This is a genomic window from Streptomyces sp. C10-9-1 (genome assembly GCF_024497955.1).
Taxonomy (GTDB): Bacteria; Actinomycetota; Actinomycetes; order Streptomycetales; family Streptomycetaceae; genus Streptomyces; species Streptomyces sanyensis.
Genome location: NZ_JANHKP010000006.1, coordinates 67,906 through 89,294 on the forward strand (window position 1 = coordinate 67,906; position 21,389 = coordinate 89,294).

21 protein-coding genes and 1 pseudogene are annotated in these 21,389 nt (G+C 74.0%); 14 read left to right on the plus strand and 8 right to left on the minus strand.

The annotated features are described in order from the left end of the window. Positions 1 to 221: 221 nt before the first annotated feature. Both NPS70_RS10080 and NPS70_RS10085 read left to right on the plus strand, forming a co-directional pair. On the plus strand, positions 222 to 521 hold the full coding sequence (locus NPS70_RS10080; protein WP_256523778.1) for a hypothetical protein: 300 nt from the start codon (positions 222 to 224) through the stop codon (positions 519 to 521). A 449-nt stretch (positions 522 to 970) separates the two neighbouring features. Beyond that, the gene (locus NPS70_RS10085) at positions 971 to 1,267 is read left to right on the plus strand and encodes a DUF3303 family protein (protein WP_256523779.1); all 297 of its coding nucleotides are present in this window, start codon (positions 971 to 973) and stop codon (positions 1,265 to 1,267) included. A 116-nt stretch (positions 1,268 to 1,383) separates the two neighbouring features. On the opposite strand, the gene NPS70_RS28865 is transcribed toward NPS70_RS10085, so the two are convergent. From NPS70_RS28865 to NPS70_RS10095, 3 genes and pseudogenes are all read right to left on the minus strand, one after another. Continuing rightward, positions 1,384 to 1,647 (minus strand): integrase core domain-containing protein, encoded by a 264-nt coding sequence (locus tag NPS70_RS28865; protein WP_374211973.1) that lies wholly within the window; start codon positions 1,645 to 1,647, stop codon positions 1,384 to 1,386. After that, a pseudogene (locus tag NPS70_RS28870) lies at positions 1,626 to 1,868 on the minus strand (DDE-type integrase/transposase/recombinase); the annotation flags it as partial. The pseudogene NPS70_RS28870 and the gene NPS70_RS28865, both read right to left, overlap by 22 nt. Positions 1,869 to 2,225: 357 nt before the next feature. Next, positions 2,226 to 3,587 carry a glutamine synthetase family protein gene (locus NPS70_RS10095; RefSeq protein WP_256523780.1) on the minus strand — a complete coding sequence of 454 codons (1,362 nt, stop codon included), beginning with the start codon at positions 3,585 to 3,587 and terminating at the stop codon, positions 2,226 to 2,228. A gap of 374 nt (positions 3,588 to 3,961) precedes the next feature. Between NPS70_RS10095 and NPS70_RS10100 the strand changes: the two genes are divergently transcribed. From NPS70_RS10100 to NPS70_RS10120, 5 genes are all read left to right on the plus strand, one after another. Next, the gene (locus NPS70_RS10100; protein ID WP_256523781.1) at positions 3,962 to 4,300 is read left to right on the plus strand and encodes a hypothetical protein; all 339 of its coding nucleotides are present in this window, start codon (positions 3,962 to 3,964) and stop codon (positions 4,298 to 4,300) included. Between the two features lie 68 nt (positions 4,301 to 4,368). After that, the gene (locus NPS70_RS10105; RefSeq protein WP_256523782.1) at positions 4,369 to 5,016 is read left to right on the plus strand and encodes a DUF3105 domain-containing protein; all 648 of its coding nucleotides are present in this window, start codon (positions 4,369 to 4,371) and stop codon (positions 5,014 to 5,016) included. Positions 5,017 to 5,021: 5 nt separating this feature from the next. Beyond that, entirely contained in the window at positions 5,022 to 5,669 is a 648-nt protein-coding gene (locus NPS70_RS10110; RefSeq protein WP_256523783.1) for a DUF305 domain-containing protein, read from the plus strand. A gap of 227 nt (positions 5,670 to 5,896) precedes the next feature. Next, a complete protein-coding gene (locus tag NPS70_RS10115; RefSeq protein ID WP_256523784.1) occupies positions 5,897 to 6,325 on the plus strand; it encodes a CBS domain-containing protein in 429 nt (142 codons plus the stop codon). 161 nt (positions 6,326 to 6,486) lie between these two features. After that, positions 6,487 to 8,247, plus strand: coding sequence for an NAD+ synthase (locus NPS70_RS10120; RefSeq protein WP_256523785.1), 1,761 nt, complete (start codon positions 6,487 to 6,489; stop codon positions 8,245 to 8,247). A gap of 16 nt (positions 8,248 to 8,263) precedes the next feature. On the opposite strand, the gene NPS70_RS10125 is transcribed toward NPS70_RS10120, so the two are convergent. Continuing rightward, positions 8,264 to 9,292, minus strand: coding sequence for an endonuclease/exonuclease/phosphatase family protein (locus NPS70_RS10125; RefSeq protein WP_256523786.1), 1,029 nt, complete (start codon positions 9,290 to 9,292; stop codon positions 8,264 to 8,266). A 349-nt stretch (positions 9,293 to 9,641) separates the two neighbouring features. Here NPS70_RS10125 and panB point away from each other — a divergent pair, with 349 nt between their 5' ends. From panB to NPS70_RS10140, 3 genes are all read left to right on the plus strand, one after another. After that, positions 9,642 to 10,517 (plus strand): 3-methyl-2-oxobutanoate hydroxymethyltransferase, encoded by an 876-nt coding sequence (panB, locus tag NPS70_RS10130; protein ID WP_256523787.1) that lies wholly within the window; start codon positions 9,642 to 9,644, stop codon positions 10,515 to 10,517. Between the two features lie 165 nt (positions 10,518 to 10,682). Beyond that, positions 10,683 to 11,687: an ATP-binding cassette domain-containing protein gene (locus NPS70_RS10135; protein WP_256523788.1), complete on the plus strand. Its 1,005-nt coding sequence runs from the start codon at positions 10,683 to 10,685 to the stop codon at positions 11,685 to 11,687. Continuing rightward, positions 11,684 to 12,520, plus strand: a complete 837-nt coding sequence (locus NPS70_RS10140; protein WP_256523789.1) for an ABC transporter permease — start codon at positions 11,684 to 11,686, stop codon at positions 12,518 to 12,520. Before NPS70_RS10135 ends, NPS70_RS10140 begins: the two co-directional genes overlap by 4 nt. A gap of 23 nt (positions 12,521 to 12,543) precedes the next feature. Here the strand turns inward: NPS70_RS10140 and NPS70_RS10145 are convergent, their stop codons facing one another. Continuing rightward, entirely contained in the window at positions 12,544 to 15,912 is a 3,369-nt protein-coding gene (locus tag NPS70_RS10145; protein WP_256523790.1) for a BTAD domain-containing putative transcriptional regulator, read from the minus strand. 171 nt (positions 15,913 to 16,083) lie between these two features. On the opposite strand from NPS70_RS10145, the gene NPS70_RS10150 reads away from it, so the two are divergent. Next, positions 16,084 to 16,890, plus strand: coding sequence for a site-2 protease family protein (locus tag NPS70_RS10150; protein ID WP_256523791.1), 807 nt, complete (start codon positions 16,084 to 16,086; stop codon positions 16,888 to 16,890). 31 nt (positions 16,891 to 16,921) lie between these two features. On the opposite strand, the gene NPS70_RS10155 is transcribed toward NPS70_RS10150, so the two are convergent. Both NPS70_RS10155 and npdG read right to left on the minus strand, forming a co-directional pair. After that, positions 16,922 to 17,104, minus strand: coding sequence for a hypothetical protein (locus tag NPS70_RS10155; protein ID WP_256523792.1), 183 nt, complete (start codon positions 17,102 to 17,104; stop codon positions 16,922 to 16,924). 130 nt (positions 17,105 to 17,234) lie between these two features. Beyond that, on the minus strand, positions 17,235 to 17,957 hold the full coding sequence (gene npdG / locus NPS70_RS10160; protein WP_256523793.1) for an NADPH-dependent F420 reductase: 723 nt from the start codon (positions 17,955 to 17,957) through the stop codon (positions 17,235 to 17,237). A gap of 95 nt (positions 17,958 to 18,052) precedes the next feature. On the opposite strand from npdG, the gene NPS70_RS10165 reads away from it, so the two are divergent. Both NPS70_RS10165 and NPS70_RS10170 read left to right on the plus strand, forming a co-directional pair. After that, on the plus strand, positions 18,053 to 18,664 hold the full coding sequence (locus NPS70_RS10165; protein WP_256523794.1) for a hypothetical protein: 612 nt from the start codon (positions 18,053 to 18,055) through the stop codon (positions 18,662 to 18,664). 86 nt (positions 18,665 to 18,750) lie between these two features. Next, positions 18,751 to 20,028, plus strand: a complete 1,278-nt coding sequence (locus NPS70_RS10170) for an MFS transporter (protein WP_256523795.1) — start codon at positions 18,751 to 18,753, stop codon at positions 20,026 to 20,028. Positions 20,029 to 20,049: 21 nt separating this feature from the next. Here NPS70_RS10170 and NPS70_RS10175 read toward each other — a convergent pair whose 3' ends face one another. Further along, positions 20,050 to 20,295 carry a hypothetical protein gene (locus NPS70_RS10175; RefSeq protein WP_256523796.1) on the minus strand — a complete coding sequence of 82 codons (246 nt, stop codon included), beginning with the start codon at positions 20,293 to 20,295 and terminating at the stop codon, positions 20,050 to 20,052. 58 nt (positions 20,296 to 20,353) lie between these two features. On the opposite strand from NPS70_RS10175, the gene map reads away from it, so the two are divergent. Beyond that, positions 20,354 to 21,211 carry a type I methionyl aminopeptidase gene (map, locus tag NPS70_RS10180; protein ID WP_256523797.1) on the plus strand — a complete coding sequence of 286 codons (858 nt, stop codon included), beginning with the start codon at positions 20,354 to 20,356 and terminating at the stop codon, positions 21,209 to 21,211. Positions 21,212 to 21,389 lie beyond the last annotated feature (178 nt).

Below are 21,389 nucleotides of genomic sequence, written 5' to 3' on the forward strand. Positions count from 1 at the left end.
CGGGGGCCGGGCCGGGGGACGCGTGCGGCGGCGGCCCGCCCCGGAGCACGGGTGCTTCCCGGGCCGGCCACCTGCACTCCCGCCACCGGAGCCGGGATGTCCGGAATGTGTTCACTCGTTGGTAGTCGCCCGGCATGAACCGCCCGGAAGGTGACCAGAGTCCTGTCGGCCGCCCCCTACGGGCGGGGCGGAGAACCTCGAACGAACAGGAAGGACGGGCCATGAGCCTGATCCAGACCGGCAGGATCGACCTCAACTCCGGCGACGCCGTGGAGACCGTCGGCGGGAACACCTCGACCTTCACCCGGGTCACGTTCCCGACGCCGTTCCCGCAGGGCTCCCAGGTCGTGGTGCTGCCGCTGACCCAGACCTTCAACGGGCCGGAGACGCCGGGCATCCGCGTCCACGACGTCACCCCCACGGGGTTCCTCATCCGGCTGAACGAGGTCAACGCCGGCAGCGTCAAGAGCGACGGCAAGCACACCACCGAGACCGTCGGCTGGCTCGCCGCCACCATCTGACCACCGCCGCGGCCCCCGGGTGGGGCGTCCCGTTGCAGCCGGGACGCCCCACCCGGGGCCTTCGGGCCCCGCCCGCACGGCCACCGGCCGCCGGACCGCGCCCCGCGACGGCCCGGAGACGCCCGACTCTGCACCGCCCTTAGGCTTCGCCACCGACGGTACTACTCTCCGCCATCGCACCCCGCTGCCAACCCGACAGACCCGCCCTTCAGGCTGCTGCCCTCACCGAATGGCATGCACCACCCTGCCTGCGCTGACAAGTCGCTACTGGTCATCGGTGCATCTTCCTTGATCGGGAGTTACACCGGACGATGTGCAGTCCCGACACAGAAGGAGGATGAGATGTTGCTGCCCCGATTGCTCGCGGAGAGGCTGAGCGGGACGTCACCGGGTCTCTGCGAGCGCGGATGAGACCGTGCCGGTCGCGGTGGGCGGAAGGAGTGCGTGCGATGAGGGTCATGCTGAGAGCGCATCTGGACACGCAGATGTCGAATGCGGCAGTGAAGAACGGCACGCTGGCGAAGACCATGCAGTCGATGGCAGAACTACTCAAGCCCGAGGCGGCCTACTTCGGCCCGAGCGAGGGCGGGCGGTCCTGCACCTTCGTCTTCGACATGCAGGACAGTTCCCTGCTCCCCACGATCGCGGAGCCGCTCTTTGAGGGACTCGGCGCGAAGATCGAGATCCAGCCCGTGATGAACACGGAAGACATGCAGAAGGGTCTCGCCGCACTGCAGCAAGGCTGACCGCTTGGAGCTTGACACGGCCGGCGTCACGCCCCGCCCGGCTGCGGATCCGAGTCGCGAGGCGCGGGGCGTTTCTGAACCGCCCTGGGTTTGCCGGAGGCGGGGTTGTCTGGTTCTCAGGCTGCGGTGGCGGTCTGGGGTGAACGGTAGTGGACGGTCTCGTACCCGGTGGGTGGGAGGTCGCCGATCGAGCTGTGCAGGCACCGGTTGTTGTACCAGTTGACCCAGGTCAGCGTGGCTGGCTCGACGTCGTCGAGGGTTCGCCACAAGCCACCGGGCTTGATCGTCTCGGTCTTGAAAGGCCGATCGTGGACTCCATGAGCGCGTTGTCGAGTGCGTCGCCGACGACACTCGGGGCGGCCCCGGCTTCGGACAGGCACCGGGTGTAGCGAATCGCTGGGTACTGGCTGCCGGCGTCGCTGTGATGCACCAGTCCGTCCAGGTCACCGAGTCCTTCGCGGTCGCGGGACCAGATCGCCATCTCCAGCGCGTCCAGCACGAGCCCGGTACGCATATGGTCCGCCGCCCGCCAGCCGACGATCTTGCGGGAGAAGACATCGACGACGAAGGCGACAGACGGTGCTAGACGGTGCCGACCCAGGTGGCCACGTAGGTGAAGTCGGCCGGCGTGTCATCTTCGCCAGCGTCTCGGCCGTCCTCGCAGCGGCCGAGGACGACGAGCTGCTCGCCGGGAATCCGCGCAAGTCCCGCTCGGTTCGTCCACCGGCGCCGGCACCGCCACGCGTGAAGCCGTGGTCCGCCCGGCGCCTCTCGTCGGTCCGCTCCGCCCTCCCGGAGCGCTATCGGGCCATGGTCGATAGCGGCAGCGGCTGCGGGCTCCGCCGGGGCGAGATCTTCGGCCTCGCCGAGGAACACATCTTGAGACGGATCAGGGCCGACGGTTCGCGACCGTCGGCCCTGATCGCCGGTTCCGGGCTCAGACCGCTCTGACCTGCGCTTACAGCACCGGCAGGGACTTGCGCAGCTCGAAGGCGGTGACCTCGGAGCGGTACTCCTCCCACTCCTGCTTCTTGTTGCGCAGGAAGAAGTCGAAGACGTGCTCCCCCAGCGTCTCCGCCACCAGCTCGCTGCGCTCCATGAGGTCGATGGCCTCGCCCAGGTTCTGCGGGAGCGGGGTGATGCCCATGGCGCGGCGCTCGGAGTCGGAGAGGGCCCAGACGTCGTCGTCGGCGCCCGCGGGGAGCTCGTAGCCCTCCTCGACGCCCTTGAGCCCGGCGGCGAGCAGGACCGCGTACGAGAGGTAGGGGTTGCAGCCGGAGTCCAGCGAGCGGACCTCGATGCGCGCCGAGCCCGTCTTGCCCGGCTTGTACATGGGCACCCGGATCAGTGCGGAGCGGTTGTTGTGGCCCCAGCAGATGTAGGAGGGGGCCTCGCCGCCCGCCCCGGCACTGCGGGTGGAGCCGCCCCAGATGCGCTTGTAGGAGTTGACCCACTGGTTGGTCACCGCCGAGATCTCCGCGGCGTGGCGCAGCAGCCCGGCGATGAAGGAGCGGCCGACCTTGGAGAGCTGGTACTCGGAGCCCGACTCGTAGAAGGCGTTGCGGTCGCCCTCGAAGAGCGAGAGGTGGGTGTGCATCCCCGAACCGGGGTGGTCGGAGAAGGGCTTGGGCATGAAGGTGGCCTGCACCCCCTGCTCCAGCGCCACCTGCTTCATGACCAGGCGGAAGGTCATGATGTTGTCGGCCGTGGACAGGGCGTCGGCGTAGCGGAGGTCGATCTCCTGCTGGCCCGGGGCACCTTCGTGGTGGCTGAACTCGACGGAGATGCCCATGGACTCCAGCATCGTGATCGCCTGGCGGCGGAAGTCCATGCCGACGTTCTGGGGGGTGTGGTCGAAGTAGCCGGAGTTGTCGGCGGGTGTGGGCCGGCTGCCGTCCACCGGCTTGTCCTTGAGCAGGAAGAACTCGATCTCCGGGTGGGTGTAGAAGGTGAAGCCCAGGTCGGAGGTCTTAGCGAGGGCGCGCTTCAGCACGAACCGGGGGTCGGCGAAGGACGGGGAGCCGTCGGGCATGAGGATGTCGCAGAACATCCTGGCGGTACCGGGGGCCTCGGCACGCCACGGCAGGATCTGGAAGGTGCCCGGGTCGGGCTTGGCGATCATGTCCGACTCGTATACGCGCGCGAAGCCCTCGATCGCCGAGCCGTCGAAGCCGATGCCCTCGTCGAAAGCCTGTTCCAGCTCGGCGGGGGCGACGGCGACGGACTTCAGGAAACCGAGCACGTCGGTGAACCACAAGCGCACGAAGCGGATGTCGCGCTCTTCGAGCGTGCGGAGCACGAACTCCTGCTGCTTGTCCATTCGAGAATTCCACCCATCGTTGCCGGTCCGCCGCGTGCTGCCGCCCCCGAGGATGCCATCCCCGGGTTTCAGGCGCGTTGCGCACCGCGGCTGAGGCCATTGTGTGTCAGAGGGCACCGGGAGACGACCCCGAGGGGTCCCTCGGCTCCGCCGCGGAAGGGCGGCGGCCCCCCGTGCCGGGACACCGGGCCCCGGCACCGCGGCGCACGGCCCCCTTGCGGGGGTTCGCGCCGCTTGTCCCTCAGGCGGGGCGGCGGGATTCCCTCCCCCGTCTGGACCTGCCCCGCCCACCCGCGGCTACGATCTCGGCCATGAGGGGTTCGCGGAGTCACCGCGTCCGGCGCGGCACGCGTCCCACGGCTCTGCTGAGCTCCGTGGCGACGCTCCTCGGCGCGCTCTTCCTCTGCCTGGGCCCCGCGGGGCCGGCACCGGTGGCGGACCACCGGGGGGCCGCAGGGCCCGCCGTGTCCACCGCCGCCGATCGCGACCACGGTCACACCGCGACGTTCACCTGCCCCTTCGGCCGCGGGGACTGCGGACTGAAGCCGGCGATGAACCCCGCCGTGCTGACCGCACCGCCGCTCGACGCGCCGCTCCAGGCGGCCGCCGAGCCCCCCTTCACCGCCCCGGCCGCCTCCACCGGCGGACCGCGGCGGGCCGGGGCCCTGCCCCGCGCCCCGGATCTGCACGTCCTTCAGGTGCTGCGGGCGTAGACGGCCCGCACGCCGCACGTCACGCACCACCACCCCCGCAGAACCCCCGTCACGAAGGACGATCCACCATGTCTTCGCACACGTCGAGCAACGACCGCCGGGCCCGCATAGAGCAGATGCGCCGGGCCGAACAGGCGCGTGAGCGCCGCAACCGCTTCCTGACCGTCGGCATCAGCGCGGTCGTGGTCGCCTCCCTCGTGGGCTTCGGCGGCTACGTCCTGAACAAGGAGTCGCAGGAGAAGGAGGAGAAGGAGGCCGCGGCCAAGGCCCCGGTGAAGGGCGAGCAGACCTGGGACGCACAGGAGCTCGGCCGCAACCACGTCCAGACGCCGGTCTCCTACGAGATGCGGCCCCCGGTCGGCGGCGACCACAACCCGGTGTGGATGAACTGCGACGGCGACGTCTACACCGAGGAGATCCCCGAGGTGAACGCCGTCCACTCGCTGGAGCACGGCGCCGTGTGGGTCACCTACACCGACGCCGCCGACGCGGGCCAGGTGAAGAAGCTGGCCGCGAAGGTGGAGAAGACGCCCTTCTCGCTGATGAGCCCGTACAAGGACCAGAAGGGCGCGATCATGCTGAGCGCCTGGGGCAAGCAGGTGACGGTCGACTCGGCCGACGACCCGCGGGTGGACCAGTTCTTCACCAAGTACCTCCAGGGCCCGCAGACGCCCGAGCCGGGCGCCGCCTGCACGGGCGGGCTGAGCGGGAAGTGACGGCCATGACGCGCACGCACTGGGCCGCCGTCGCGGCGGTCGTCCTGGCGCTGCTGTTCGCGGGCGCGGCCACCGTGGCGTCCGCCGGCGGGGCGTCCGCGGACGGCACGCCCGACGCGGCCTCGGCCGAGGCCGGGTTCGCCCGGGACATGTCCGTCCACCACCAGCAGGCCGTGGAGATGTCGTTCATCGTGCGGGAGCGCACCGACGACGAGGAGGTGCGGCGCCTCGCGTACGACATCGCCAACACCCAGGCCAACCAGCGCGGGATGATGCTGGGCTGGCTGGACCTGTGGGGCCTGCCGAAGATCGAGTCGGGCGCCGAGCCCATGGCCTGGATGCGCGAGGCCGACGGCTCGGGTCACGGGGGGCACGACGCGGCCGCCGAGGAGGGCCGCCTGATGCCCGGCATGGCGACCAAGGCCGAGCTGCGGCAGCTGGGCGAGCTCAGCGGCAGGGAGGCCGAGGTCCGCTTCCTCCAGCTGATGATCAACCACCACAACGGCGGCGTGGCCATGGCCGAGGGGTGCGTGGAGCGGTGCGAGGTGACCGTGGAGCGGAATCTGGCGCGGACCATGGTCCTGGGCCAGCGCTCCGAGGTGGAGCTGATGGTCGACATGCTCCGGGCACGCGGCGCCCAGCCGCTGGTCTGAGCCCGCGGCGCGCCCCGGCCCCGTACCGCCGTCCGGTCCGGGCGGCGGCACGGGGCGGGGCCCGCGGTTCCCTCCACCGCGGGGCGGGGCGGTGCGGGGGCCGCGGCCGGGGCGGTGCGCACGGGGCCGCGAGGCCAGCGGTCGCGGGCGCCGCACGGCGCGCGCAGAATATGGGGTGGCTCGGGGGCAGACCGCATCCAGGCACCCGACTTCCAGGAGGCCGGCCCATGACCACGGCGAAGGACATCATGCACCCCGGGGCCCAGTGGATCCCCGCGCACGAGACCATCGACCGCGCCGCGCAGCTGATGCGCGAGCTGAACGTGGGCGCACTGCCCATCGCTGACAGCCAGGAACGGCTGTGCGGGATCCTCACCGACCGGGACATCGTCGTCGGCTGCGTGGCCATGGGCCACGACCCGTCCCGGGTGACGGCAGGAGAGATGGCCCAGGGCACGCCCCGCTGGATCGAGGCGAGCGCCGACGTCGGCGACGTGCTCCGGGAGATGCAGGACCACCAGATCCGGCGCCTGCCGGTGATCGAGAACAAGCGGATGGTCGGCATGATCAGCGAGGCCGACCTCGCCCAGCACCTGAGCGAGCCGGAGATCGCCGCCTGGGCGGAGCGGGTCTACGCGGCCAGCGGGCCGCGCTGACCGGCCGCCGGGGCACCCCTCCCGGCGCCCCTGCCCCCGGTGCGAGCCGGGGGCGGGGGCGCCGGGGCCCACCGGAGGTCCGCACCGGCGGACCGGCGCCCGGCACGTGATCCGCCCCACTCCGGGGGGTATCGCGTCAGAACGACGATTACACTGGGGCCGTGCCTCAACTTCGCCTCGCCCTGAACCAGATCGACTCCACCGTCGGCGACCTCGCCGGCAACGCCGAGTCGGTCGTGCACTGGACCCGGCACGCCGCCGAACGCGGAGCGCACCTCGTCGCGTTCCCCGAGATGGTGCTGACCGGTTACCCCGTCGAGGACCTCGCCCTGCGGTCCTCCTTCGTCGACGCCTCCCGCTCCGCGCTGCGGGCGCTGGCGGTCCGCCTGGCGGACGAGGGCTTCGGCGGGCTCCCCGTGGTCGTCGGCTACCTCGACCGCTCGGAGGAGGCGCAGCCCCGGTTCGGGCAGCCCGCGGGTGCACCGCGCAACGCGGCCGCGGTGCTGTACGGCGGCGAGGTGCGGCTCACCTTCGCCAAGCACCACCTGCCGAACTACGGCGTCTTCGACGAGTTCCGCTACTTCGTGCCGGGCGACACCCTGCCCGTGGTGCGGGTGCACGGGGTGGACGTGGCGCTCGCCATCTGCGAGGACCTCTGGCAGGACGGCGGCCGGGTGCCCGCCGCCCGCAGCGCGGGAGCCGGTCTGCTCCTGTCGGTCAACGCCTCGCCCTACGAGCGGGAGAAGGACGACACCCGCCTGGAGCTGGTGCGCAAGCGGGCCCAGGAGGCCGGGTGCACCACCGCCTACCTCGCGATGACCGGCGGCCAGGACGAGCTGGTCTTCGACGGCGACTCGATCGTGGTCGGCCCGGACGGCGAGGTCGTTGCGCGGGCGCCGCAGTTCGCCGAGGGCTGCGTGGTGGTCGACCTGGACCTGCCCGCCGCCGCGGACGACCCGGTGACCGGGGTGGTCGACGACGGTCTCCGCGTCGAGCGGGTGGTCCTCTCCGAGCAGCCCCTGGCGCCCTACGAGGCCGAGCCCCCGGGCGGGTACGCGGAGCGGATGGACGACGACGAGGAGGTCTACACCGCACTCGTGGTCGGCCTGCGCGCCTACGTCGCCAAGAACGGCTTCCGCTCGGTGCTGATCGGGCTGTCCGGGGGCATCGACTCGGCGCTCGTCGCCGCGATCGCCTGCGACGCGGTCGGCGCGGAGAACGTGTACGGCGTCTCGATGCCGTCGAAGTACAGCTCCGAGCACTCCAAGGGCGACGCCGCCGAGCTGGCCCGGCGCACCGGGCTGCACTTCCGCACCGTACCGATCGAGCCGATGTTCGACGCGTACATGGGGGCGCTGGGGCTCAGCGGCCTGGCGGAGGAGAACCTCCAGTCCCGGCTGCGCGGCACCCTGCTGATGGCGCTCTCCAACCAGGAGGGCCACATCGTCCTCGCGCCGGGCAACAAGTCGGAGCTGGCCGTGGGCTACTCGACGCTGTACGGCGACTCGGTCGGCGCCTACGGGCCGATCAAGGACGTCTACAAGACGACCGTGTTCCGGCTCGCCCGGTGGCGCAACCGGTCCGCCGGGGAGCGGGGGCAGACCCCGCCGATCCCGGAGGCGTCCATCACCAAGCCGCCGAGCGCGGAGCTGCGCCCGGGCCAGGTGGACACCGACTCGCTGCCCGACTACGAGGTGCTGGACCGGATCCTGGAGCTGTACGTGGACCGGGACCAGGGCAAGGACGCGATCGTGGCGGCCGGCTTCGACGAGGAGCTGGTGGCCAGGACGCTGCGGATGGTGGACACGGCCGAGTACAAGCGGCGCCAGTACCCGCCGGGCACCAAGATCTCCGCCAAGGGCTTCGGCAAGGACCGGCGCCTGCCCATCACCAACCGCTGGCGGGAGACCACGCGCGGCTGACCGGCCCCGGGCGCCCTCAGAAACCGACCCGGGCCGCGATCGGCAGGTGGTCGCTGTCGGTGCTCGGCAGCGACCAGGAGGCCACGGGCTCCATCCCGCGGACCATGATCTGGTCGATGCGCGCCATCGGGAAGGCGGCCGGCCAGGTGAAGCCCATGCCGTCCCCGGCGGCTCCCTGCGTGGAGCGCATCTGCGAGGTGACGGCGTTGAGCGAGCGGTCGTTCATGGTGCCGTTGAGGTCGCCGAGCAGCACCACCCGGTCGTGGCGGGCGCGGGCGATCGCCTCGCCCAGGGCGTCCGCGCTGGCGTCGCGCTGCCCGGCGGTGAAGCCGGCGTTCAGCTTGACCCGTACCGAGGGCAGGTGGGCGACGTACACCTCGACCGCTCCGCCCGGGGCGGTGACGGTGGCGCGCATGGCGCGCACCCAGCCGAGCCCGATGTCCACCGGCGCCTGCCCGGACAGCGGGTACCTGCTCCACAGTCCGACGGTGCCCTCGACCGCGTGGTACGGGTAGGTGGCGGCCAGGGCCTCCTCGTAGACCGCCACCTGCCCGGCGGGCAGCTCCTGGAGGGCGAGGACGTCGGCTCCGGAGGCGGCCACCTCGCGGGCGGTGCCGGCCGGGTCGGGGTTGCCGGCGTTGACGTTGTGGGTGGCGACGGTCAGGTCACCGCCGTCCGCCGCGGACTTGCCGGTCAGCAGCCCGCCGAACAGGTTCAGCCAGACGACCAGTGGCAGCAGCAGCGCCACCAGGGCGGTGGCCGAGCGGCGCAGCACCGCGCCCAGCAGGATCAGGGGCACGAGCAGCCCGAACCAGGGCAGGAAGGTCTCCACCAGGCTGCCCAGGTTGCCGACGCGGTTGGGGATGCGGGCGTGGAGGACCATCACCAGGGCGAGGAGCACGGCCGCGGCGGCGAGGAGGATCCCGCGCCGCCAGATTCCCCGGTCCCCCGGACGGCCGCGTAGCAGGGCCCGCAGGCGGGCGCCGCCCGACGGTCGGGGGCCCTCCGCGCCGTTGGCCGTCTCCGCCGTCTCCGCCTGCGCCATGGAGTGTCCTCACTGCCTTTCCGTCACACCGGTCCCGCGCCCCCTGCGCCCGGGTCCGGGAAGATCCGAACTCTGCGCACCCTAGGCGATGAACCCCCGCCGCCCCCACCGTCCGGGAGCGGCCGTACACGAGCGATGACGGTCGGCGCCGGAGCAGGGTTCCTGGTGTCCGCCCAGGTGGTAAGGCTGTGACAGAACGCTCATATTCGGCTCGGCCGGGTGCGGCGGACCGGGTCCCGCCGAGCGGGGGACCCGCCCCCTTCCCCGCCGACGGCACGAGGTGCCACCATGGAGGGGATCCGGGGACGCCGTCAGGGCGCCTCGAGATGACATGAGGAGCCGGACAGACATGACGCTTCAGTCTGCGCAGAATCAGGGCGCGGGCCGCCCGTCCGACAGCAGCAAGGCGCTGTACGGAGGTACGCAGTCCCGCCGCATCACGGTCCACGACGTCACGGCCGCCAAGGAGCGCGGTGAGAAGTGGCCGATGCTCACCGCCTACGACGCCATGACCGCGTCCGTCTTCGACGAGGCGGGCATCCCCGTGATCCTCGTCGGGGACTCGATGGGCAACTGCCACCTCGGCTACGACACGACGGTGCCCGTCACGATGGACGAGATGACGCTGCTGTCGGCCGCCGTGGTCCGCGGCACCCGCCGCGCCCTGGTGGTCGGCGACCTGCCGTTCGGCTCGTACCAGGAGGGGCCGGTGCAGGCCCTGCGCAACGCGACCCGGCTGGTCAAGGAGGCCGGTGTGGGCGCGGTGAAGCTGGAGGGCGGGGAGCGGTCGCTGGAGCAGACCGGGCTCATCGTCGAGTCGGGCATCCCCGTCGTCTCCCACCTGGGGCTGACGCCGCAGTCGGTGAACACCATGGGCTACCGGGTGCAGGGCCGCGGTGACGAGGCGGCCCACCGGCTGCTGCGGGACGCCAAGGCCGCCCAGGACGCGGGCGCCTTCGCCGTCGTGCTGGAGCTGGTGCCCGCGGAGGTGGCGACCGAGGTGACCCGCTCGCTGCACATCCCGACCATCGGCATCGGCGCGGGTGCGGGCACCGACGCGCAGGTCCTGGTGTGGACGGACATGGCGGGCCTGACCGGCGGCAAGGTGCCCCGGTTCACCAAGCAGTACGCGGACCTGCGGCGGTCGCTGGGCGACGCGGCCCGGTCCTTCGCCGAGGACGTCGCCGGCGGGGCCTTCCCCGCCGAGGAGCACACCTTCCACTGACCACCGCGGCACCACCGACAGCCCGCCGATCATCCCCCGTCGGCGGGCTGTCGCCGTCCCCGGCGCGTCGGCGCCGACGGGCCGGTGCGACGCCGCCCGGGACCGGTCGGCGTCCTGTCGGGCGCCTGTCGGTGATCTGTCGGCGCCGTCCGTCAGCGTGGGGGCATGAGACGAAACGACCGCATCGCCGTCGAGGTCAGGGGCCTCGTGAAGCACTACGGCGAGACGAAGGCGCTGGACGGCGTCGACCTGGAGGTCCGCGAGGGCACGGTGCTCGGCGTCCTCGGGCCGAACGGCGCCGGCAAGACCACCCTCGTCCGCTGCCTGTCCACGCTCGTCCGCCCGGACGCCGGGACCGCCGTCGTCGCCGGGTGCGACGTCCTGCGCGAGCCGCGTCGGCTGCGCCGCGCCATCGGGGTGACCGGCCAGTACGCCTCGGTGGACGAGAAGCTCTCCGGCCGGGAGAACCTGTACATGATCGGGCGGCTGCTCGACCTGTCCCGCCGGGACGCCCGGCGCCGGGCCGACGAGCTGCTGGAGCGCTTCTCCCTCACCGGGGCGGCCCGCCGCCCGGCCCAGGAGTACTCCGGCGGGATGCGCCGGCGCCTGGACCTCGCGGCGTCGATGATCGGCCGCCCCGCGGTGCTGTACCTGGACGAGCCCACCACCGGCCTCGACCCGCGGACCCGCAACGAGGTGTGGGACGAGGTCCGGCACCTGGTCGCCGAGGGGGCGACCGTGCTGCTCACCACCCAGTACATGGAGGAGGCCGAGCAGCTGGCCGACGAGCTGACGGTCGTGGACCGCGGCCGGGTCATCGCCGGCGGGACCGTGGACGAACTCAAGACCAGGGTCGGCGGCCGCACGCTGGTGGTCCGCCCCGACGACCCCGGGCGCCTGGACGCCATGGCAACCGCGGTGAGGGCGGCGGGCCTCGACGCGTCTCCCGGGGTGCGCACGCTCCGGGAGGAGGGGGAGCTGCACGTTCCCGTGCTGAGCGACCTCCAGCTGACCGCCGTGGTGGGTCTGCTGGGTGACCGCGGATTCCCCCTCACTCACATCTCGACCGAACTGCCCAGCCTGGACGAGGTGTTCCTCGCCGTCACCGGCCGGCGGCCGGAGACGGACGGCACCGCCGCCGGGCCCGTCCCCGAGGAGGTGGCCGCATGAGCGCGGCGACCCGCCCCGCCCCCGCCGTCCCCGCCGCCCTCGCGCCGCCGTCCGAGGGGCGGATCTCCCCGCGGGCCGGTCTGCGGCACATCGGCGCCCTGGTGCGGCGCAACGCTCTCCAGATCCGCCAGGACCCGGAGCTGATGGCCGACGTCGTGGTGATGCCCATCGTCTTCACGCTGCTGTTCGTCTACGTCTTCGGCGGGGCGATCTCCGGCAAGGGCAACCAGCAGGAGTACGTCAACTACCTGGTGCCCGGGCTGATGGCGATGATGGGCATGAACATCGCCATGGCCGTCGGGACCGGTATCAACGACGACTTCCGCAAGGGCGTGATGGACCGCTTCCGCACGCTGCCCATCGCCCGGTCCTCGGTGCTCGTCGCCAAGCTCGTGGTGGAGGCCGGGCGGATGCTCATCGCCATCAGCATCCTGCTGACCGTGGGTTTCGCGATCGGCCTTCGGATCGACACCTCCGTGTTCGGGCTGCTCGGCGCCGTCGGGCTGTCCCTGCTCTTCGGCACCTCGCTGATGTGGATCTTCATGCTGATGGGGCTGACCATGAAGAACGCCCAGGCGGTGCAGGGCATGGGCATGCTGGTCCTGATGCCCCTCCAGTTCGGCTCGTCGATCTTCACACCGACCGAGACCATGCCGGGCTGGCTGGAGACGTTCACCGACCTCAACCCGCTGTCCAACCTGGCCGATGCCGCCCGCGGCCTGATCAACGGCGGTCCGGTCGCCGGCCCGGTGGGGATGACGCTGGCCTGGGCCGCGGCGATCACCCTCGTCACCGCGCCGCTGGCGATCAGCAGGTTCCGGCGCAAGACCTGAACACGCCGCGGGTGCGGCCGGGCTCAGCCCCCGGGCGCGCCCGCGGCGCGCACCAGGGCGGCCGCCTCCTCCGGCGCCAGGCGCCCGCCTTCGGCCCTCAGCGTCTCGAAGCGGTCCCCGAGTGCGGCCCGTCCGGCCCGCTCCGCGTACTCCAGCTGCTCCCGCTCGACGGCGGTGGGCACGTGCCCGGGCGGCAGCAGGCCCGGATGGGCCCCGATCAGCCGCACCCCGGCCGACGCCCGGTCCGGGCCGCCCAGTCGCAGGAGGGCGCAGGCGGCGGTGAGCACGTGCAGCGCGGGGAGCTGGGGGGCGACCATCAGCGACAGCCGGTCCAGCGCGGGATCGAGGGCGGCCCGTGCTCCTTCCAGCGCCTCGGCGAAGCGGCCGTCGAGCACGTCCAGCCAGGCCAGGTAGCCGACGACCATGCCGTGGAAGAGGACCAGCGTGTCGCCGCTCATCTCCGCGGCCAGCAGGCCGAGCTGGGTGCGCGCCTCGGGGGTGCGCCCGGTGCGGGTGTAGAGCATGGCGATCACCAGCCGGGCCGCCGGAAGGGCCTCGTTGCTCTCGCCCTCGGCCTCGACCACGGCCCGCAGGATGGCCTCGGCCTCGCCGTACACGCCGGTCTCGACCAGCACGGCGGCCAGCCGTGTGCGCAGCAGCGCCGCCTGGCTCTCGGCGCCCAGCCGCTCGGCGTGCCCGATCGCGGCGCGGAAGCCGGCGGCGGCCTCGTCGTAGCCGCCTCGCCGCTCGTGGGCCTCGGCCCGTGAGGCCAGGGACTCGGCGATGCCCCAGGCGTCCCCCAGGTCCCGGAACAGGGCGAGGCTGCGGTCCGCGTCCTGCAGGGCGTCACCCGCCCAGTGGGCCCGGTTGGCCAGGAGGTTCGCCCGCTGCTGCAGGACGGCCGCGAGGGCCCAGTCGTCCCCTTGCTCCTCGGCGGTGCGGACCGAGGCGTCGAGGGTGCGCCGGACGTCCTCGCCGTCGCCGGTGAGCAGGACGGCGAAGAAGGCGAGGGAGCCGGGGAAGCGCGCGAGCTGCGGCAGCGACGGCGGCTCGTAGGTCCGCACGACCCGGCGGAGCCACTCCTGTGCCCCGGGCGAGGTCCAGTCCTCCGCGTGGTGGTCCATGGCGGCCATCCGGATCAGCGCGTTCTGGCGCCGGGCCTCGGCCAGCACCGAGGGCGGGAACGGCGGGGGCCCGTCGGTGCACCGGCCCGCGAGCGGCGGCGCCGGGCGGACGGGTTCGGCGAACGGGTCCTCGTGCAGGGCGGCCGCGGCGGCGGACCACTGGCGTGCCTCGCCGCGCAGGTCGCGCATCTGCCAGTACCAGGCCAGGGAGAGCACCAGACTCAGCACCTCGTGCTCGGCCCGCAGGGCGGTGGCCCGGCGCAGCGCGGCGCGCAGGTTCTCGTACTCCCGGCGGAACAGGGCGAGGGCCCGGTGCTGCTCCGGGCCCCGCAGGACCGGGTCGGCGGTGCGTGCCAGCTCGCGGTGGTACGCGAGGTGGCGCCGCTCGGCGGCGGCGCGCTCGCCCGCCTCGTCGAGCCGGTTCGCCGCGTACTCGGCGACGGTCTCCAGCAGCCGGTAGCGCATCGCCCCGCCGTCGTCGGGCTCGGCGACCACCAGGGACTTGTCCACCAGTGCCCCGACGAGGCCGGCGACCTCGGCCCCGGCGACGGCCCCGGCGCCGTCGGCGCCGGTCCGCTGCCGCTCGGGCGCGGGCGCCCCGGTCTCCGCGGGGTCCGCGGCGGGGTCCGCGCAGACCGCCTCGGCGGCGGCGAGGGCGCAGCCGCCCGCGAACACCGACAGGCGGCGCAGGACGGCGCGCTCGGCCGCGGTCAGCAGGTCCCAGGACCAGTCGACGACGGCCCGCAGCGTCTGCTGGCGGGGCAGCGCGGTCCGGTTGCCCGTCGTCAGGAGGCGGAAGCGGTCGTCGAGGCGGTCCGCGATCTGGCGCGGGGTGAGCATCCGCAGCCGGGCGGCGGCGAGTTCGACGGCCAGCGGCAGGCCGTCCAGCCGTCGGCAGATCTCGGCGACGGCCCGGGCGGTCGCCTCGTCGGCGTCGGCGCGGAAGCCCGGCCGGACCGCGGCCCCGCGGTCGGCGAAGAGCCGCACCGCCACCGGGTCGGGCAACGGGTCCACGGGGCGCAGCAGTTCTCCCGGGACACCCAGCGGTTCGCGGCTGGTGGCGAGGACGGCGAGCCCCGGGCAGTCCTCCAGGAGCCGCTGGGCGAGCAGGGCCGCGGCCTCCACCAGGTGCTCGCAGTTGTCCAGAAGCAGCAGCATCCGGCGGCCCGAGCAGTGCTCGGCCAGCCGGTGCAGCGCGTCGTCGCCGTGCCGGTCGGCGGCCCGCAGCTCCTGGGCCCCCGCCCCGCGCAGCACGGTCCGCCGGCCGCCGAGGGCGGTGAGGACCGCCTCGGGCAGGGCCGCCGGATCGTCGACGGGGGCGAGCTCGGCCATCCAGACGCCGTCGGGCCAGCGGTCGCCGAGGGCCTCCGCTGCCTCCTGGGAGAGCCGGGTCTTGCCCGCGCCGCCCGGCCCGAGGAGCGTCACCAGCCGTGCCGCGTCGAGGTCGCCGCCGAGGGCCAGCAGTTCGGGCTCGCGGCCGACGAAGCTGGTGAGGCGGGCCCTGAGGTTGCCACGGGCCGGGGCGGCGGGCGGTGCCGGCGGCGGTGGGGGCGGGGCGAGCAGTCCGGCGTGCAGGGCGGTGAGCTCGGGCCCCGGGTCGGTGCCGAGGCGGTCCGCGAGGCTCCGGCGCACCTCCTCGTAGGCGGCGAGGGCCTGGGCGGGGCGGCCAGCGTCGCGCAGCGCCCGGATGCGCAGGGCCTGGAGGGGTTCGTCCAGGGGGTGCGCCGCACACAGGTCGGCCAGCTCCGCGGCGGCGTCCCCGGCGCGGCCGAGGGCGAGGGCCGCGCCCAGCCGGGCCCTGCGGGCGTCCAGTCTGCGCGCCTCCCAGCGCGCCGCGGCCGCGGCGCGGCCGGGGAGGTCGGCCAGGGCCGGACCGCGCCACAGGGCGAGCGCGTCGTCGAGCAGGGCCGCCGCCTTGACCGGGTCGCCGTCGGCGAGGGCGCGCGTCCCCTCGGCGGTGAGCCGTTCGAAGCGGTGGAGGTCGACGTCCTCGGGGTCGGCGCAGAGCCGGTAGCCGCCGTCGGCGGAGGCCACGGCGTCCCGGCCCAGGGCCCTGCGCAGGCGGCCGACCAGGGCCTGGAGGGCCCCGTGGGCGTCGCGCGGCGGATCCCCGTCCCACACCTCCTCCACGAGGCGGGCCGCGGGCACCGCCCGCCCCGGCCGCTGCGCGAGGACCGCGAGCAGGGTCCGCAGCCGGGCGCCGCCGAGCGCGGCGGCGGTGCCGTCGTCGCGGACGGCCTGCGTGGTGCCGAGGAGAGTGATGCGCACCCGCCCATTGTTCCCGACGGCCGGGACGGGGGGCGCCGGGCGGGCCCCGCCCATGGCGCGGTGCGGGGCCCGCGGGGAACCCCGGGTGGCCGGGCGGCGTTCCCCCCGTGTCCGCCGTACGGCCCGGGCCCGGCCGTGACCCGCCCCGTCTCCCCACCCAGGAGCCGCACCATGACCACCGCCGCCGCGCGCCGTGCCGACCGCCGGATCAGCCCCGTCTTCCTCGGGATCGCCGCGGTCGCCGCGGTGTCGGGCTGGGCGGTGTGGAGCGGTGTCCCGGCGGCACCGGGCCCGGCGGTCTTCGTCTTCGTGCTGTCGGCGTGGATCGTCTCGCTGTGCCTGCACGAGTACGCGCACGCCCGCACGGCGCTGCACGGCGGGGACCTCTCGGTCGCGGCCAAGGGCTATCTCACGCTGAACCCGCTGAAGTACACCCACGCCCTGCTGAGCATCGTGCTGCCGGTGCTGTTCGTGATCATGGGCGGCTTCGGTCTGCCGGGCGGAGCCGTGTACATCGAGCGGCACCGCATCCGAGGGCGGCTGCGGCACAGCATGGTCTCCGCCGCGGGACCGCTGGCGAACGTCGTGTTCGCCCTCGCGTGCACGGCGCCGTTCTGGGCGGGCGCCCTGGCGGGGGTGCCGGTGCCGTTCCTGTTCGCGCTGGCGTTCCTGGCGATGCTCCAGGTGACGGCCGCGGTGCTGAACCTGCTCCCGGTGCCGGGCCTGGACGGGTACGGCGTGGTGGAGCCCTGGCTGTCCTCCGGGCTGCGGCGCCGACTGGCGCCGTACGCCCCGTACGGGCTGCTGGCGGTCTTCGCCGTGCTGTGGATTCCCGGGGTGAACGCGGCCTTCTTCGACGGGGTCTACACGGTGATGGAGGCCCTGGGCGTTCCCCCCGAGGCGGCCTACTGCGGCCGGGAGCTGTTCCGCTTCTGGGAGGGGGAGGGCTCCTTCTGCCTCGCCCCGCTGCCCGGCTGAGGCTCCGGGCGGGAGCGGCGGGGCCGGCGGCTCAGACCTCGCCGGCGGCCCTGCGCGCCCGGTCCCGGCGCAGGTAGTACCAGGCCATGTTGGAGGAGACCCCGGCCAGCAGCACCCAGACGACGCCGATCCACATGCCCTGCACGAAGGAGAGGACCGCCGCGGCCACGGCGAGCACGCAGACGATCAGGGAGTAGAGGGCGAGGCGGGGCATGGGGGGCGGCTCCTGTCCGGGTGCTGCGGGGTACGTCCGCTCCAGTGTCCCCCATGCCGCCCGCGGGGCGGCCCGGCGGGCCCTCGCGGCCCGCCCCCGCTGCGGGGGCGGGCGGTCGGCGGGGTTCCGCTCAGACGTCGGTCACCCGCAGTCCGGCGTGGGCCTTGTAGCGGCGGTTGGCCGAAATAAGGTTGGCCACCAGCGACTCGACCTGGTGGGCGTTGCGCAGCCGCCCGGCGAACACCCCGCGCATCCCGGGGATGCGGGCGGCGAGCGCCTGCACGACGTCGGTGTCGGCACGGGACTCGCCGAGGACCATCACGTCGGTGTCGATCTCCTCGACGGACGCGTCCTGGAGGAGCACCGCGGACAGGTGGTGGAAGGCGGCGGTCACCCGGGAGCCGGGCAGGAGCGCGGCGGCCTGCTCCGCGGCGCTGCCCTCCTCCGGCTTCAGGGCGTAGGCGCCCTTCTTGTCGAAGCCGAGCGGGTTGACGCAGTCGACCACGATCTTGTCGGCCAGTTCCTCGCGGAGCGCCTCCAGTGTGGGGGCGTGCCCGTCCCAGGGGACGGCCACGATGACGATGTCGCTGCGCCGCGCGCACTCCGCGTTGTCGGCCCCCTCCACACCGAAGCCGAGTTCGGCGGCCGCCGCCTCGGCCCGGTCGGCGGCCCGCGAGCCGATGACGACCTTCTGGCCGGCCCGGGCCAGCCGGTAGGCGAGGCCGCGTCCCTGGTCGCCGGTGCCGCCGAGGACACCGACGACGAGACCGGATACGTCCGGGAGGTCCCAGGGGTCCTTGGCCGGGGCCTTGGCGGGGGTGGCGGCGGTGCCCGTTGCGTCGTGGGAAGTCATGGCCCGACCTTATCGCCGGGGTCCCGCTCCCGAACGGGTGAGATCGGGTCCGTTCGGGCCCGCGGCCCGGCCGGCGGGGTGCAGGATGCCGGGCCATGGATGCCGTACGGGTCGCGCTGCTGCGCGAGGTGCTCGCCGGGACGGAGTGGCCCGCGGCCGCCCGGCGCTTCGCCGGGGTGCTGCGGACGGCGGCCGGGCACCGGCCGGGGGGCCTGCTGCTGGTGGGCACCGAGGCGTACGAGCCGTGGCACCTGGCGGCCCATCTGGTGGACGAGGCGGCCTGGTCGGGGCGTCCCGAGCTCGCCCCGACGCTGGTGCGCCACCGGGTGGGCACCGGTGCCCCCTCGCACCTGGCGGTGGGGCTCGGGCGGCTGGAGGCCGCGGGGCGGGGCGAGACGCTCCTGGTGGTGGCGCCGGCGGCACCGGGGGCGGAGGTGCTGGAGCGGGTGCACGGGGCCCGGCGGGCGGGGGCGACGGTCCTGGCCCTGGAGGGCGGCGAACCCGAGGTGCGGGGCCTCGCGCACGAGGCCCTGACGGTTCCGGGCTCGGCCGAGGTCGACCTGGACACGGTGCAGCACCTGGTGAGCGCGGCGGCCGGGGAGAACGGGGTGCCCGGACCGCGGGGCGGCGCGGGGCGGCGCCGGTTCCGCGACCGCCTGTCGCGCCTGGCGGACCGGCTGACGGCCCCGCCGCCCGAGCCGTGGTGAGGGGCGCGGCGGGGCCGGTGCCCGCCCGCGCGGCACCGGGGTAATTCGGTTGCCCGCCCGCGACGCGGCGCCGAGCATGGCCCTTCGTGTCCTCCTCGCTGCTGCCCGACCTGTCCCCCTGGCGCTCTTCTCCCGACTTCCGGCTGCTCTGGGTCCAGGGGCTGATCACCAACTTCGGCAGCTTCATGGCGCTGGTCGCCCTGCCGCTCCAGATCAAGGAACTGACCGGGTCGCCGCTCGCCGTCGGCGCGATGGGGGCCGTCGAGCTGGTGCCGCTGGTGGTCTTCGGGCTGTACGGAGGGGCCCTGGCCGACGCGGTCGACCGGCGCAGGCTGATCCTGTGGACCGAGGCCGGGCTGGGCTTCCTCGCGCTGGTGCTGCTGGTGAACGCGCTGCTGCCGCAGCCGCTGCTGTGGCCGCTGTACCTGGTCGCGGCGGGGGTCTCGGCGCTCGCCGGGCTCCAGCGCCCGGCGCTGGACTCCCTGCTGGCCCGGATCGTGCCGCACGACCAGCTGACGGCCGCGGCCGCGCTGAACGCCCTGCGGTGGCAGCTCGGGGCGGTCGCCGGGCCCGCGCTGGCGGGGCTCGTGGTCGCCTACGCGGGCCACGGCACGGCGTACGCGGTCACGGTGGCCGGCTTCGCCGTCTCGGTGCTGCTGTGCCTGCGGCTCTCCCCCGCCCCGCCCGCGCCGGGCGCCGACCGGCCCTCGCTGCGGGGCATCGCGCAGGGCGCCCGGTACGCGTGGAGCAGGCCGGTGCTGCTGGGCACCTACGCGGTGGACCTCGCGGCCATGTTCTTCGCCTTCCCGAACGCGATCTTCCCCTTCCTCGCCGACGAGCTGGACGCCGAGTGGTCGCTCGGGCTGATGTACGCGGCGGGCTCGGCCGGTTCGGTGCTGCTCAGCCTGACCAGCGGCTGGACCTCCCGGGTGCGGCGGCACGGCCTGCTGGTGGTCCTCGGCGCCGCGGGGTGGGGTGCGGCCGTCTTCGCGGCGGGCCGGTTCGACGACGTGTGGCTGGTGCTGCTGTGCCTGGCGGTCGCCGGGGCCGGGGACATGCTCAGCGGCCTGGGGCGCTCGACGATCTGGAACCAGACGGTGCCCGAGGAGCTGCGCGGCAGGCTGGCGGGCATCGAGGTGCTCTCGTACAGCGTCGGTCCGCAGCTGGGGCAGGTGCGGGCGGGGGCGATGGCGGGCTGGACGGGGACCCGCCCGGCCGTCTGGAGCGGCGGGCTGGCCTGCGTGGTGTCGGTGGGGCTGCTGGCCGCCGCCCTGCCGAAGCTGCTGACCTACGACGCCCGCACGGACGAGGACGCGCTGCGCAGGAAGGCGCAGAAGGAGGCGGCCGCCCCGGCGGAGGGCTGAGGCGGGCGCGGACCGGCGCGCTCAGTCGCCCGGCTCCCGGTCGTCCCTCTCGGGCCCGGACGGGGCGTCGTGCCAGCGCGGGTCGTTCTCCCACTCCAGGTTGCGCTCGCGGGCCGTGGCCATCGCGTGCTCCGCCTCCTTCCGGGTCGGGTACGGCCCGAAGCGGTCCTTGGCCGGGCACTCCGGTCCCTCCTCGACCTTGCGGTGCTCCAGGCAGTAGTACCACTCGCCGGGCTTGCCGACCGTGCGCTTCTTGAACAGGGGCATGTGGGGCTCCTTCCTCTGAGGCCATGCTGCCCCACCCCGGCTGGTTAGACTCGCTCGCATGTCTGGCCAGTCGCTGCTCGTACCAGGGGAGATCTCTCCCGCCCGCTCCGTCCCCGGCTCCATCCGGCGTCCCGAGTACGTGGGGAGGCCCGCACCGGCCCCGTACTCCGGTCCGGAGGTCCAGGACTCCGACACCGTCGAGCGGATGCGTGTCGCGGGGCGTATCGCCGCGCAGGCGATGGAGGAGGCCGCGAAGCACATCGCCCCCGGCGTGACCACCGACGAACTCGACCGTGTGGCACACGAGTTCATGTGCGACCACGGCGCCTACCCGTCCACCCTGGGCTACCGCGGCTTCCCCAAGTCGCTGTGCGCCTCGGTCAACGAGGTGATCTGCCACGGCATCCCCGACTCCACGGTGCTGCGCGACGGGGACATCGTGAACCTCGACGTGACGGCCTACATCGGCGGTGTGCACGGGGACAACAACGCGACCTACCTCTGCGGCGACGTGGACGAGGAGTCCCGGCTGCTGGTGGAGCGGACGCGGGAGTCCCTGAACCGGGCCGTGAAGGCAGTGAAGCCGGGCCGCCAGGTCAACGTCATCGGGCGGGTGATCGAGTCCTACGCCAAGCGGTTCGGGTACGGGGTGGTGCGTGACTTCACGGGCCACGGCATCAACACGTCCTTCCACTCCGGCCTGATCATCCCGCACTACGACGCCCCGCACGCCACGACGGTCATGGAGCCGGGGATGACGTTCACGATCGAGCCGATGCTGACCCTGGGGACGCACGAGTACGACATGTGGGAGGACGGCTGGACGGTCGTCACCAAGGACCGCAGGCGCACGGCGCAGTTCGAGCACACCCTGGTGGTCACCGCGACGGGGGCGGAGATCCTGACCCTGCCGTGACGGTGCGCGGGCCCCTGCCGTGACGGCGCGGGCCCCTGCCGTCCCTCGCGGCCGGGGCGGGGTGGGGCCCGGCGGGAGTGCGTCCGGCGGGCAGCGGGGAGGCGGGACGGGCCGGGGACCTGTTGACTCGGGTGGACCTCGGCACGAGGATCCCTACTGCCTGCCCGCCCTTTCCGGC